The sequence below is a fragment of the Bradyrhizobium genosp. SA-3 genome (genome assembly GCF_004212635.1).
Lineage (GTDB): Bacteria > Pseudomonadota > Alphaproteobacteria > Rhizobiales > Xanthobacteraceae > Bradyrhizobium.
In genome coordinates this window covers 1-13440 of the sequence record NZ_PSRT01000186.1, presented here as the reverse complement: position 1 = coordinate 13440, position 13440 = coordinate 1, and the positions used below count along the sequence as shown (strand labels likewise).

Genomic DNA, 13440 nt, shown 5'->3' with positions numbered 1-13440 from the left:
GCCCGCTGTCCGGCCACGGCCGGCCCCGCCGCCACGAGCTGCGGCCCAGGACGCGGAACCGGCCTCGCACGAGGACAGTGTCTCGCAATAGACCCGAGAAAAATTCCGCCCGGAAGTGTAACGTCAGCCGTTAGAGCCCGTATCTCAGGGCGTGGACACGCTCCCGCACGGAGAATGAGATGTTTGATCGCCGCATCCTGCTATCGACTGCCGCCGGCCTGCTCGGCCTTTCGGCCTTCCGCTGGCTGAGGGCATCCCCGGCCGAGGCTGGTGAGAAGGCCGCGGAAAAGTTCGAGATCGTGAAGACGGAGGCCGAATGGCGTGCCCAGCTCACGCCGCAGCAATATGAGATCCTGCGCAATCACGGCACCGAGCGGCCCGGCTCCAGCCCGCTGCTGAAGGAGCATCGCAAGGGCATCTTCGCCTGCGCCGGCTGCGACCTGCCGCTGTTTGCGTCCGAGACCAAGTTCGAGAGCGGCACCGGCTGGCCGAGCTTCTACCAGCCGATCGAGGGCAATGTCGGCAAGACCGAGGACCGTGCCTACGGCATGGTCCGCACCGAAGTGCATTGCCGCCGCTGCGGCGGCCATCTCGGCCACGTCTTCGACGACGGTCCGAAACCGACCGGCTTGCGCTACTGCATCGACGGCTTCGGGCTGGTTTTCCATCCCGCGGCGGCGTCGGCGACGTAGGCTCTTTGGTTGATGCGTCTTCTTCACGCGAGCCGGTGACGCGCCGCTCGAAAACGTCATGACATCCCGGCAATTGTTGCCGGCCCGGCAATTGTGCCCCGGTCATCCGACCGGGGCATGTCTATTTAAGTCGTTGATTCCCTGAAGATACCCGCATTGGCATGGCCTTTGCGACTGTCTCTCCCGATTGCGGCCACGGGTCGGCGCCGCCGAGATCGGATTTGGAGACAAGGTTATGGGTATCTTCGATGCAATGAACACCTCGGTGGGTGGCTTGCAGGCGCAGTCCTTCGCGCTTCAGAACATTTCCGGCAACATCGCGAACTCGTCCACCACCGGTTACAAGGGCATCGGCACCAGCTTCGTCGATCTCATTCCCGACTCATCCGTGCCGAGCAAGCAGGTCGCAGGCGGCGTGACGGCCAACGCGAAGGCCACCATCACGACGCAGGGCACGATCTCATCGTCCACCGTCGCCACCAACATGGCGATCACAGGCGACGGTTTCTTCTCGATCCAAAAAGCGAGCGGCGTCGTCGACAACGTGCCAGTGTTCACCGGGGTCACCTACTACACCAGGCGCGGCGACTTCCAGCTCAACGCCAACGGCAATCTGGTCAACGGCGCCGGCTATTACCTGATGGGCGTCACGGTCGACCCGAAGACGGGCAATCCGCAGGGCAACGTGGCGACCGTCCTGCAATTCCAGAACAATTTCATCCCTGCGCAGGCGACCACCTCGATCCAGTACGCCGCGAACCTGCCGACGCAGCCGAACACGGTGGCGAGCACGACCGCGGCGACCGGCACGCTGCTGGCGGCTGGTGGACTGAACCCGTCCGATTTCGCCGCCAACCCGCTGCCGGTCGGCACACCGCCCGCACCCTATACCAACGCAAAGGTGTCCGGTGCGGCGGCGACCGGTAACGTCCGTTCAGCCTACACGTCGACGACGGCGACGGGCACGGTTGCGCTGCAGAACAATTCGTCGGCGGTGGCTTCGACCACCACGTCCCTCGACAACACCGTCGGCACGCATCTCGCCTCCAGCATTCTCACCGCGCTGAGCGGCCAGACGCTGACCATCAACGGCAACACGATCACCTTCAACGCCGGCACGACGGTCTCGACGGTCGGCAGCAACACCACAATCGGTCTCGGTGCCGGCACGACGGCCACGGTGGCGGACATCCTGAACGCGATCCAGACCGCGGGCGGCGCCGGCGTCACGGCGTCGCTCTCCGCCAGCGGCAACATCGTGATCTCCAGCGGTACCGGCACCGACGTGGCGGTGGGCAGCGGCACGGCAGCCACCGCGCTCGGCATCAGCAGCGTGACGCGCGGCGGAAACGTGCTGTCCTCGCCCGCGATCTCGGGCGCAACGGTGCTGAGCGGCACGGCGACCGCCGGCGGCGCCCAAGTGCTCTCGTCGGGTTTTTCGGCAGGCCCGCCCGCCGACACGATCACCGTCAACGGCCAGACGCTGACCTTCGTCGCCTCGGGTGCCTCGGGCCCGAACCAGATCAACGTCACAGACAACATCACGACGCTGCTCGGCAAGATCGACGCGCTCTCCGGCGGGTCGGGCTCGTCGGTGAGCAGCGGTGGCGTGATCACGCTGAACACCGGCACCGTCTCCAACCTCACGGTGTCGAGCTCGAACAGCGCTGCCTTTGCCGCGCTCGGCTTCACCTCGACCATCACCAAGAATCGCGACGGCGGCGGCACTGCCGGCACCGGCGGTGTGATCGGCAACGACATCGCCACCTTCACAAAGGAATCGATCAGCGGCGGCGCGGTGACCGCCTACAACGCCGCGGGCACGCCGGTGAACCTGCAATTGCGCTGGGCCAAGACCGACAGCGCCTCGCTGGGCGCGGGCCATTCCGATACCTGGAACCTGTTCTATCAGACCGACCCGAATGCGACCGGCACGACGGTCGGCTGGGTCAATACCGGCCAGGCCTTCACCTTTGCCGCCGACGGCTCGCTGACCTCGCCGAGCGGCTCCGGCATCACCATCAACAACGTCAGCGTGAGCGGTCAATCGCTCGGCTCCGTCGCCTTCAACATCTCCTCGGGCGGGCTGACGCAATATGCCAGCACGAGCGGCGCGGTGACCATCAACACCATCACCCAGAACGGCTATGCCGCCGGTCAGCTCCGCTCGGTTGCCGTCAACAACAATGGCATCGTGGTCGGCACCTTCTCGAACGGCCAGAACCTCAACCTCGCTCAGGTTCAGCTGTCGCATTTCAACGGCACCAACTATCTGAAGGCGCTCGATGGCGGCGCCTATGCCGCGACTGAACAGTCGGGAGACGCCATCGACGGCGCTTCGGGCACCATCAGCGGCTCGTCGCTAGAGGGATCCAACACTGACATCGCCGACGAATTCACCAAGCTGATCGTGACCCAGCAGGCCTATTCGGCCAACACCAAGGTGATCACGACCGCTAATTCGATGGTGCAGGACCTCTTGAACGTGTTGCGCTGATCGGCGCGTAACGTAACCAAAGGCGGGTCAGTGATATGGGTTTGAGTTCAGCCCTCGCCAGTGCGATGAGCGGTCTGCGTGCCAACCAGGCCGCACTGTCGATCGTCTCGTCGAACGTCGCAAATTCGCAGACGCCGGGTTACGTCGTCCAGACGCCGAACCAGATCGAGGTCACCACCGGCGATTTCGGCTCGACGGCGATGACCACCGGCGTCAGCCGCGAGCTCGACAGCTACGTGCTGAACCAGCTGCGGACCGAGACCGGCGGCAGCGGTTACGCCGACCAGATGGCCAACATCCTGAAGCAGCTTCAGAATGTTTATGGCACGCCGGGCAACGACGGCGCGCTCGAAAGCACGCTCAACAAATTCACCACGGCGCTCCAGGCGTTGTCGACGAGCTCGGGCGCTTCGTCGGCCCAGACCGTTGCGCTGGGCGCGGCGCAGGCGCTGGCGCAGCAGCTCAACGTCACCACCAAGGGCATCCAGTCGCTGCGCTCCAATGTCGAGCAGGATCTCGGCACCTCGGCGCTAGCCGCCAACGCGGCGATGCAGAAGGTCGCCGATATCAACACCAAGCTCCAGGGCCTGTCGGCCAACGACCCCTCGGCGGCGACGCTGATGGACCAGCGCGACCAGGCCATCAACACACTGTCGAAATATGTCGACGTCCGCGTCACCACCGACGGTTCGAACCAGGCCAACATCTACACCACGACCGGCATTCAGCTCGTCGGTGCCGGGCTTGCCTCGCAATTCTCTTTTGCGTCCACCGGCGCGCTCTCGGCAACTTCGCTCTATAACATCGATCCGGCCAAGTCCGGTGTCGGCGCGCTCACGATCAAGCTGCCGAATGGCTCGCAGCTCGACGTCGTCGCCAACAACGTGGTGTCTTCCGGCCAGATCGCGGCCGATCTGAAGCTGCGCGACCAGACCCTGGTGCAGGCGCAGACCCAGCTCGATCAGCTCGCCGCGACGATGTCGAGCGCGCTGTCCGACAAGACCACGGCCGGCAGCACGGTCTCGGGCCCACCGGCCGGATTCGATCTCGACCTTGCCGGTGCGCAGCCGGGCAATACCGTCAACATCACCTACACGGACACGGCGACCAACACCCAGCGCCAGATCACGCTGGTCAACGTGACCGATCCGGCGGCGCTGCCGCTGCAGAACGCGACGAATGCCAACCCGATGCGGATCGGCGTCAACTTCTCCGGCGGAATGGGCGCGATCGCGTCTGCGCTCAATACCGCGCTATCAGGCACGCATCTGTCGTTCGCCGCCGCCCCATCGCCGGCGACCGCCACGACCCTGCGGGTGACCGATGACAACACCGGTCTTGCCAAGGTCAGTTCGGCCTCGACCACCAAGACGATCTCGTCGCTGACCTCGGGCAATCCGCAACTGCCGCTGTTTACTGACGGCGGGCAGGCGCTCTACACCGGCGCGATCTCCGCGTCGGGCTCGCAGATGACCGGCCTTGCCGGGCGCATCGCCGTGAACACGCAGCTGGTTTCCGATCCGACCCGGCTGTCGGTCTACAACACCTCGCCGGTGACGCCCGCGGGCGACACCACGCGTTCGGATTATCTCTATTCGCAGCTCACCAATGCGGTGTTCTCCTATTCGCCGCAGACCGGCCTCGGCTCGGCGAACCAGCCATTCACCGGCAGCGTTTCGAACTACCTCCAGCAGTTCCTGAGCATCCAGGCCAACGCCGCGACCCAGGCGACCCAGCTCCAGCAGGGCCAGAGCGTCGTGGTCTCGACGCTCCAGGCCAAGTTCAACTCGACCTCCAGTGTCAACCTGGACTCGGAGATGTCGAACCTGATCCAGCTCCAGAATGCCTATGCCGCCAACGCCCACGTCATGTCGGTGGTGCAGAGCATGATGAACACGTTGCTCCAGGCTCAAGGGTAACCAGTAGGGCTCTGAAAGATGTCGATCAGCAGCATCAACTACTCGTCGTCGGTTCTCGGCGCGCAGATCCGCAACCTCAATCAGCAGCTCACCGATCTGTCGACGCAGCTCTCGACCGGCAAGCTGTCGCAGAACTATTCCGGCATGGGCACCAACGAGGGCTTTGCGATCGCCGGACGCGCGCAGCTCTCCAACATCGCCGCCTATACCGACACGATCACGAACCTCAATGTCAGCATCAACCTCGCCAATACCGCGCTGCAGTCGCTGACGAAGATCCGCAACACGGTGCAGACGGGCTCGGCCAGCACCGCGCAAGACCTCAACGTCAACGGCCAGACGGTCGCGCAGAACACCGCCGCCGCCCAGTTCGGCTCGATGGTCGGCGTTCTCAACACGCAGACGGGCAGCCGCTATCTGTTCTCCGGAACGGCCGTCAACACCCAGTCGATTGCGGATGCCGGCGACATCATCAACGGCACCACGACGCAGGCGGGCTTCAAGACCGTCATGGCGGAGCGCCAGGCCGCCGACCTCGGCGCCAACGGCATGGGCCGCCTGGTGCAGACGCAGCCGACGCCGAGCTCGGTGCGGGTGTCGGAGGACGTCGCCGGATCGCCGTTCGGGCTCAAGATCAAGGCGGTCTCTTCGACCCTGACCGGTGCGACCGTCACCGGCCCGAGCGGCTCGCCGGTGTCGTTCTCGGTCGATCTCAACGGCGTCAACCCGAACAACGGCGACAAGCTGAGCATCCAGTTCACTCTGCCGGACGGCACGACCGAGCAGATCGACCTGACCGCATCGACGGCGACGCCGACGCCGCTCGGCAGCTTCGCGATCGATGCGAGCGTCCCGGTCAACCCGAACAACACGGCCGCGAACCTCAACACGGCGCTGAACACCGCGATCACCAAGCTCGCCAACACCTCGCTGGTGGCGGCATCCGCGGTCGTCGCCGGCGACAATTTCTTCAACACGGCGAGCTCTGCGATCGGCACGCCCGTCAACAACCAGGCTGCGCCGCCGGCCCCCGTCACCGGCGCGACGGCACTCTCCGGCGCGAGCCCCTCGGACTCGATCTCGCCGGGCTTCGTCGCCGGTGACACCATCACCATCAACGGCACCACGCTGACCTTCGTCAGCTCGGGCGCGACCGGCAACCAGCTCAACGTCACCGACAGCATCCAGACCCTGCTGAGCAAGATCGACCATGTCACGGGGACGTCGAAGCCCTCGACCGTCCATGGCGGTTCGATCACGATCAACACCGACGATGCGGCGAGCCTCAACATCACGAGCTCGAATACGGGGGCGCTGAGTTCGCTCGGTTTTGGTTCGACGCCCGTGACCGCCACGCAGCCGCCGCTGCGCGTCGGCTCGTCGCCGGCGAGCTCGGCAACCACGCTGGTGAACGGCTCGGCCAATACGGTGAAATGGTATTTGGGCAATGACGGGCCGGGCTCGCCGCGCTCGACCGCTATGGCGCGGGTCGACGATGCCGTCACGGTGCAATATGGCGCCCAGGCGAATGAGGATGCGATCCGCCGGCAATTGCAGGCGATCGCGGTGTTCGGGACCTTCTCGACCTCGCCGACCGGACAGTATTCGGGCGGGCAGGTTTCGGCGCTGAGCCTGCGGGTGACGCAGGCGCTGACCCAGCAGCCCGGTCAGCAGCGCATCGAGGACATCCAGACCGACATCGCGATGGCCCAGAACACGATGCAGGACGCGAGCACGCGCCAGACCCAGGCCAAGGCGCAGCTCCAGAGCATCATCGACCAGGCGGAATCGGCCTCGCCGGACCAGGTCGCGAGCCAGATCCTGGCGCTCCAGAACGCGCTCCAGGCGTCCTATCAGGTGACCTCGAACCTGGCGCAGCTCTCGCTCGTCAAGTTCTTGTAAGGTCGCGTTAAGACGCCGTTAATCATGCCTCTTTACCTCTTGGTGGGGATTGGAGCGGGGCGGGGCTGCCGATGTCGGACAGGATGCAGTTGGTGGTGGCAACGCCATGCTTCGGCGGGCAGGTGTCGAGCATCTATGCGAGCTCGATCTTCGCGCTCCAGCGCGCCGTGCACGGCATGTCCAATCTCGAGCTCAAGGTGCACTTGCGCGACGGCGACGCGCTGATCACGCGCGCGCGGGCCAATCTGGTCGCGATGTTCCTGGACGATCCCAAGGCGACGCATTTCCTGTTCATCGATGCCGACATCGGCTTCAGGCCGGAGCAGGTGTTCCGGCTGATCGAATGCGGCGCCGACGTCGTCGCCGGCTGCTATCCGATCAAGCGGGTCAACTGGGACAAGGCGAAGCGCGCGGTCGAGGCCGGCCGCACCGATGTGCCGGCGGCCTCGCTCGACTACGTGCTGGAGATCGAGGATCCCGACCGCATCGTGGTCGTCAACGGCTTCACCCGCGTGCGCTACGCCGGCACCGGCTTCCTGATGATCCGGCGCCACGTGCTGGAAGCGATGTGCCGCCACCCGAACCATGCAGCTCTGCAATTCTTCCGCGAACATTCGCACGATACGCTGGCGGCGAGCCCGAACCGGTTCGCGCTATTCGAATGCATGATCGATCCGGCGACCGGCACGTATCTTTCCGAGGACTTCGCCTTCTGCAAGCGCTGGACCGATATCGGCGGTGAGATCTGGGCCGACATCCAGAGCTCGCTCGATCACGTCGGACCGTCGGTGTTCCACGGCGACATCGCCTCGCAATTCGCGCCCGCGCCCGCAGCGGCGGCAGCCGATGCGGCGTGAGGCTTTCGGGATGAGCGCCGGCGCATCCCGTCTGTCAGAACCGGAACGCGCATCCGAGGGCGGCTCGCGTTACCGCCTGCGCGATCTCTTCACACCGCTGGACACGTTGCTCGTCTCCGGCGGAGATCCGCGGCTGGCGCTCGACGCTAGGGATCGCGTCAACGCCTATGGCTGCGCGGCCTCGCCCGAGCCGGAGATCTGGAATTTCGCCTCCTCGACCGCGTCGACGATCTCGCAAGGGGCTTATGATCGCGCCGCGCTCGCGCGCGAAGAGCTGATACACAAGTGCCTGTTCGACGAGGTCGAGATCGCCTTCGATGCGCGCTGTGAATGCATGCGCGAGGAGCTGCGCGGCCATTTCCAGCTCTCGCCGCGCGTCGACGTGGTGTTCTCGCCGTCCGGCACGGATTCCCAGCTCCACGCCCTGTTCGTGGCGCGCGCGGTGCTCGGCGCGCCGCCGGTGACGATCGTGGTCGGCGCCGATCAGACAGGAAGCGGGACGATCCATACCGCGCGTGGACATCATTTCAGCTCCATGACGGCGAGCGGCTTGGCGGTCCGCAAGGACGGCACGGTTGCGGGGCTGGCCGACGCCAGCATCGCGCTGCCACTGCGCGAGGCGGGACCCGGGATCGCGATGCGCACGGATGCGGATGCTGCGGTGCTGGGCGCGATCGAGGCCACGATCGCGCAGGGCGCGCCGGTGCTGCTTCAGATCATGGATGCCTCGAAACTCGGCTGGCGCACGAGCGCGGCCTGCCTCGACGAGATCGCGCGGCGCTGGCCGCGCAAGGTTCAGATCGTCGTCGATGCCTGTCAGGCCCGGCTCGGCCGCCGCCGGCTGCGCCGCTATCTCGATCGCGGCTATATGGTGCTGATGACCGGCTCGAAATTTTTCGGCGGACCAGCCTTCAGCGGCGCGCTGCTGGTGCCGAAAGGTCTGTCGCGGTCGATCGACCGGATCGGCGCGATCGCACCGGGCATTTTCGACTATGCCGGCCGCTGCGACCGGCCGATGGCCTGGACGATCCTGCGTTCGCGCTTCGAGCGCCGGCCGAATTTCGGCCAATGGTTGCGCTGGGAGGCGGCGCTGGCCGAGATCGGCAGCTACTATGCAGTGCCAGGTGCATTTCGCGCCATGGCGCTGGCCGAGCTCTCCGCCGGCATCGACAGCATGATCGCGCTGTCGCCGTCGCTTCGCCCCGTTCCAACCGGAATCGGGAAGGTTGGCGTCGACGACGAGGAGTTCGCGCAAACTACGATCTTTCCGTTTCTGCTGCTGCGCGACGGCAAGCCGATCTCGATCGCGGAGACCGGCGCCGTTCATCAGGCGCTGGCGCGTGACATGAACGAAGAGATCGGCGGCAGCCCGGCGGACCGGCGGGTCGCCGCGCAGCGCTGCCTGATCGGCCAGCCGGTCCGGCTGGAACGCCAGGACGAGGCCCCGCTGGCCGTATTGCGGCTCTGCGTCGGCGCACGGCTCGTGACCGAGATCTGGTCCCCGGACATGGCGCAGGCGCGACACAATTTGCAGCACGTGCTCGATCGCGTCGCCGACGTCCTGGTGAAGATCGAGCTGTTGCTTGATCGTGACGCGGCGGCGCCCCTGCCGGCAAAGTCCGCGTTCGAGGTGTGAGATGCAGCATCCGGTTTCCGTGCCGAACTTTGCCGACCGTATCGGCTTTGCGCAGTTGACGCGCCAAGCCTTCGAAGGTGTCGATTTGCAGCCGTTGCGCGACCAGCTCGTCGTCCGGATCACGGAGGGGACGGCGCAGGCGGGCGAAGGCCTGGATCTGTCGCTGATCGTGCAGCTCCTTGGCGACAAGCAGGCGGGGCTTGCGATCCAATCGGAGGTGCTGACCTTCCATCAGTTGTTTCGTACGCCCAGCGCGGCTCCGAAGCCGGGCTTGCGCGTGCTCGCGCTTGCAGCCGACATCGACATGGGCGGTAACACGCCGATCGATTTCCTGCTCGAAGGCTCCGACATCGAGCTGTTGACGCTCTACGTGGTCAAGGGCGTCGGCCTGCCAGAGAACTTGCCCGTGCACGACGTCGCCATCGTGATTGCATCCGATTCCGAGGAATGCCGGGAAGCGCTCGCGCTGATCGAAAAGGCCGCACTAAGCTGGCCGCGGCCGCTGCTCAATCGCCCCGATCTCATCGGCAACCTCGATCGCGACAAGCTCTATCGGCTGCTGACGGGTGTGCCCGGCCTCGACATTCCCGCGACCATCCACGCCACGCGCGCACAATTGTCGGAGCTCGCGCAGGGGCGGATCGCCTGCGAGGCCATCGCGGACGAATTGCACTTTCCGATGATCGCGCGACCGCGCGGCTCGCATGCCGGCGTCGGGCTCGCGAAGCTCATTGATGCGGCGGCGCTCGCTGCCTATCTCGCCGAACGGAAAGAGCAGGACTTCTTCGTCGCGCGCTTCGTCGACTATGTCAGCCCCGACGGGCTCTACCGCAAATATCGCCTCGCCATGGTCGACGGCAAGCCTTACGCCTGCCACATGGCGATCGCCGATCGCTGGGACATCTGGTATCTCAACGCCTACATGGCATTCAGCGAGGAGAAGCGAGCCGAAGAGGCCGTCTTCATGCTCGACTTCGACCATGCCTTCGCGGCACGCCACAAGAGCGCGCTCGAGGAGATGAGCAGGCGCGTCGGCCTCGACTATTTCATCGTCGACTGCGCCGAGAACCAGGGCGGCGAGCTCCTGGTGTTCGAAGCCGACAACACCGCCGTCGTGCACAACATGGATTCGCCGGTCGTGTTTCCGTACAAGCCGCCCCAGATGCGCAAGATATTTGCGGCGTTCACGGCGATGCTGTCGCGGCATGCGCGAGCGGGCAAGGGAAGCGCAACATGAACGAGATCATCCGCAACACCCAAAGCTCCGTCACCCACACCTCGCTCGATCCGCAGGACTGGAGCGAATTTCGCGCGCTGGCCCGTCGCATGTTAGACGAGGCGATCGATGGCATCGCCAACGTTCGGGCGCGTCCGGTGTGGCAGCCGATCCCCGACGAGGTCCGCGCGGCATTCAAAGCCGACGTGCCGCGCGAGGCGAGCGACCTTGCCGATGTCTATCGTGAATTTGCCGCGCATGTCGCGCCCTATGCGACCGGCAACGTCCACCCGGGCTTCATGGGCTGGGTCCATGGCGGCGGCACCGCGGTCGGCATGCTCGCGGAGATGCTGGCAGCCGGCCTCAATGCCAATCTCGGCGGACGCGACCACATGCCGATCGAGGTTGAGCGCCAGATCGTCGCGTGGATGCGCCGCCTGTTCGCCTTTCCGGAAAACGCGAGCGGCATCTTCGTCACGGGCACGTCGATGGCCAATCTGATGGCGGTGCTGGTGGCACGTACGAACGCACTCGGCACGCTGGCGCGCCAGCACGGTATCGGCAATGACGGCGCACTGTTTACGGCCTATACGTCGCACGCTGCACATGGCTGCATCTCGCGGGCGATGGACATTGCCGGGCTCGGCACGGATGCGCTACGCAAGATCGGTGTCGATGCCGATCATCGCATCGATGTTGCCGCGCTGCGCGCGCAGATCGCTGTTGACCGCGAGGTCGGCTTCAAGCCGTTCCTGGTGGTCGCGTCTGCGGGTACGGTCGATGTCGGCGCGATCGACGATCTCAGAACAATCGCGGAGCTGTGCCGCGAGGAAGGGATCTGGTTTCACGTCGACGGTGCCTTCGGTGCGCTCGCAATTCTTTCGCCTGAGCTCGCGCCACTGCTCGGCGGCATCGAGCTCGCCGATTCCATTGCGCTCGATTTCCACAAATGGGGACAGGTGCCGTACGATGCCGGCTTCCTGCTGGTGCGCGACGGCGAGCAGCATCGGCAGGCCTTTGCGCAGCCGGCGGCCTATCTCAGTCGCGAGGCGAGGGGGCTTGCGGCCGGCACGGTCTGGCCCTGCGATCTCGGCCCCGATCTGTCGCGCGGCTTCCGCGCGCTGAAGACTTGGTTCACGCTGAAGACGTTCGGGACCGATCGCCTCGGCGCGGTGATCGCGCGAAGCTGCGCGCTGGCAAAATATCTGGAGGCGCGCATTCTGGCCGAGTCGCGGCTGGAATTGCTGGCGCCGGTGAACCTCAACATCGTCTGCTTCCGGTATCGCGCAGGCGACGCGGTCAACCGCGAGGTTGTCGCCGACATCCAGGAGTCCGGCATCGCGGCACCGTCGAGCACGACGCTGGACGGCAAGTTCGCGATCCGCGCGGCGATCGTCAATCATCGCACCGAGGAAACAGACATCGATGCGCTGGTTGCGGCCGTGCTCAAGTTCGGCGCGCAGCGCAGCGGCGGCGTGATCGAGGTCGAGGCGCCGCCGCTCGCGGCGCAGCGACCACGAAACGCCGATGAAAACGAACGGCCCCGGAGCTGATCCGGGCCATTGTCGTTCAGGCAGGATGCGGCTCGATCAGGCGGCCGAACTGACGTCGCCGTTCGGATGGGTGGCTTTGTACTGATCGCGCAGCTTGTCTTCATAGGCGATCAGCTTGCGGGCCTCCTTGAGGGCCCGATAGAGGTCGCCGCTCATGATGTTGTTGTTGATGCCTTCGATGATCGGCCAGGAGCTCGGCACCGCGGTGACGATGTCACGCACGAGATTGAAGTAGGTGCCGTGCTGGGTCTGCGGATCCGGCGAGATGTACATCAGCTGAACCGCCAGATAGACGAGCTTGGCGGGGGTGTCGGCGGTCTCCGGCGTGAGGATGTCGCGCTCGCGCAGGATCGGCACGTTCTCGCCGTCGATCAGAAGACGTGCGCGCTGGTCCGTGTTGGTGATCACGGAGTTGCCGACGATGATGCGTTCATGCGGTTTGAGCTCGACCTTGAGAGCCATGCCTGTTCTCCATCAACCGTTTTGTAACGAGCGGCGCGCGTGCCGGTGAACGACGACGGCCGCCTCTGATTTGGGTCCAATCCTTGCTGAATGTGGTTAACGGCTCGTAAAGATTCGTCCCTGCGTCCAAAAATATAATGATGTCAATAATTTGCAGAGGCGCCGAGCCGGGGCACGAAGATCCGGGAGAGGTATTTGGGGCCGGACGCGGACGAACCGGCGGTTTCATTTCACGGATTGTTAGAGGCTCGGAGGCACCGTCCGCCGGTCGTTTGATCAATCTCGGTCAAACAGGACGCGTAGCTACCAGAAAGGTAACAGTATGTCCGGTATCGTTCTCTCCTCTTCGGTTCGTCAGAACCTCCTCTCCCTCCAGTCCACCGCCGACCTTCTCGCCACCACCCAGTCGCGTCTGTCGACCGGCAAGAAGGTGAACTCGGCGCTCGATAACCCCACCAACTTCTTCACCGCCCAGTCGCTCGACAACCGCGCCAGCGACATCAACAACCTGCTCGATGGCATCGCCAACGGCGTGCAGGTTCTCCAGGCCGCCAACACCGGCATCACCTCGCTGCAGAAGCTGCTGGACTCCGCGAAGTCGATCGCCAATCAGGCGCTCCAGACCACGGTCGGCTATTCGACCAAGTCCAACGTCTCGACCACGATCGCCGGTGCGACCTCGTCCGACCTGCGCGGCACCACGACC

At 65.1% G+C, this 13440-nt stretch carries 9 protein-coding genes and 1 pseudogene; 9 read left to right on the top strand and 1 reads right to left on the bottom strand.

Annotation, left to right across the window (positions count from 1 at the left end; all coding sequences use genetic code 11):
* Positions 1–179 precede the first annotated feature (179 nt).
* From msrB to CWO91_RS38130, 8 genes are all read left to right on the top strand, one after another.
* Entirely contained in the window at positions 180–692 is a 513-nt protein-coding gene (gene msrB / locus CWO91_RS38165; protein WP_130220551.1) for a peptide-methionine (R)-S-oxide reductase MsrB, read from the top strand.
* 235 nt (positions 693–927) lie between these two features.
* Positions 928–3189 carry a flagellar hook-basal body complex protein gene (locus tag CWO91_RS38160; RefSeq protein WP_130220550.1) on the top strand — a complete coding sequence of 754 codons (2262 nt, stop codon included), beginning with the start codon at positions 928–930 and terminating at the stop codon, positions 3187–3189.
* Between the two features lie 35 nt (positions 3190–3224).
* Positions 3225–5108, top strand: coding sequence for a flagellar hook-associated protein FlgK (flgK, locus tag CWO91_RS38155; RefSeq protein ID WP_130220549.1), 1884 nt, complete (start codon positions 3225–3227; stop codon positions 5106–5108).
* Between the two features lie 18 nt (positions 5109–5126).
* On the top strand, positions 5127–7010 hold the full coding sequence (locus tag CWO91_RS38150; RefSeq protein WP_130220548.1) for a flagellar protein: 1884 nt from the start codon (positions 5127–5129) through the stop codon (positions 7008–7010).
* A gap of 71 nt (positions 7011–7081) precedes the next feature.
* Positions 7082–7867: a hypothetical protein gene (locus CWO91_RS38145; protein WP_130220547.1), complete on the top strand. Its 786-nt coding sequence runs from the start codon at positions 7082–7084 to the stop codon at positions 7865–7867.
* Positions 7857–9503, top strand: coding sequence for a hypothetical protein (locus CWO91_RS38140; protein WP_165405993.1), 1647 nt, complete (start codon positions 7857–7859; stop codon positions 9501–9503). The genes CWO91_RS38145 and CWO91_RS38140 overlap by 11 nt, the downstream gene beginning before the upstream one ends.
* Before the next feature lies 1 nt (position 9504).
* On the top strand, positions 9505–10740 hold the full coding sequence (locus CWO91_RS38135) for a hypothetical protein (RefSeq protein ID WP_130220546.1): 1236 nt from the start codon (positions 9505–9507) through the stop codon (positions 10738–10740).
* Positions 10737–12272, top strand: coding sequence for a pyridoxal phosphate-dependent decarboxylase family protein (locus tag CWO91_RS38130; protein ID WP_130220545.1), 1536 nt, complete (start codon positions 10737–10739; stop codon positions 12270–12272). Before CWO91_RS38135 ends, CWO91_RS38130 begins: the two co-directional genes overlap by 4 nt.
* Before the next feature lie 36 nt (positions 12273–12308).
* Here the strand turns inward: CWO91_RS38130 and flbT are convergent, their stop codons facing one another.
* Positions 12309–12734: a flagellar biosynthesis repressor FlbT gene (gene flbT / locus CWO91_RS38125; protein WP_128932807.1), complete on the bottom strand. Its 426-nt coding sequence runs from the start codon at positions 12732–12734 to the stop codon at positions 12309–12311.
* Positions 12735–13056: 322 nt separating this feature from the next.
* Here flbT and CWO91_RS38120 point away from each other — a divergent pair.
* A pseudogene (locus CWO91_RS38120) lies at positions 13057–13440 on the top strand (DUF1522 domain-containing protein); the annotation flags it as partial.

What these genes read in the sequence shown, in the direction of transcription:
- CWO91_RS38135 (WP_130220546.1), top strand. Translation starts at nt 9,505, where the DNA reads ATGCAGCATCCGGTTTCCGTGCCGAACTTTGCCGACCGTATCGGCTTT.
- CWO91_RS38130 (WP_130220545.1), top strand. Translation starts at nt 10,737, where the DNA reads ATGAACGAGATCATCCGCAACACCCAAAGCTCCGTCACCCACACCTCG.
- CWO91_RS38160 (WP_130220550.1), top strand. Translation starts at nt 928, where the DNA reads ATGGGTATCTTCGATGCAATGAACACCTCGGTGGGTGGCTTGCAGGCG.
- msrB (WP_130220551.1), top strand. Translation starts at nt 180, where the DNA reads ATGTTTGATCGCCGCATCCTGCTATCGACTGCCGCCGGCCTGCTCGGC.
- CWO91_RS38150 (WP_130220548.1), top strand. Translation starts at nt 5,127, where the DNA reads ATGTCGATCAGCAGCATCAACTACTCGTCGTCGGTTCTCGGCGCGCAG.
- flbT (WP_128932807.1), bottom strand. Translation starts at nt 12,734, where the DNA reads ATGGCTCTCAAGGTCGAGCTCAAACCGCATGAACGCATCATCGTCGGC.
- CWO91_RS38145 (WP_130220547.1), top strand. Translation starts at nt 7,082, where the DNA reads ATGTCGGACAGGATGCAGTTGGTGGTGGCAACGCCATGCTTCGGCGGG.
- CWO91_RS38140 (WP_165405993.1), top strand. Translation starts at nt 7,857, where the DNA reads ATGCGGCGTGAGGCTTTCGGGATGAGCGCCGGCGCATCCCGTCTGTCA.
- flgK (WP_130220549.1), top strand. Translation starts at nt 3,225, where the DNA reads ATGGGTTTGAGTTCAGCCCTCGCCAGTGCGATGAGCGGTCTGCGTGCC.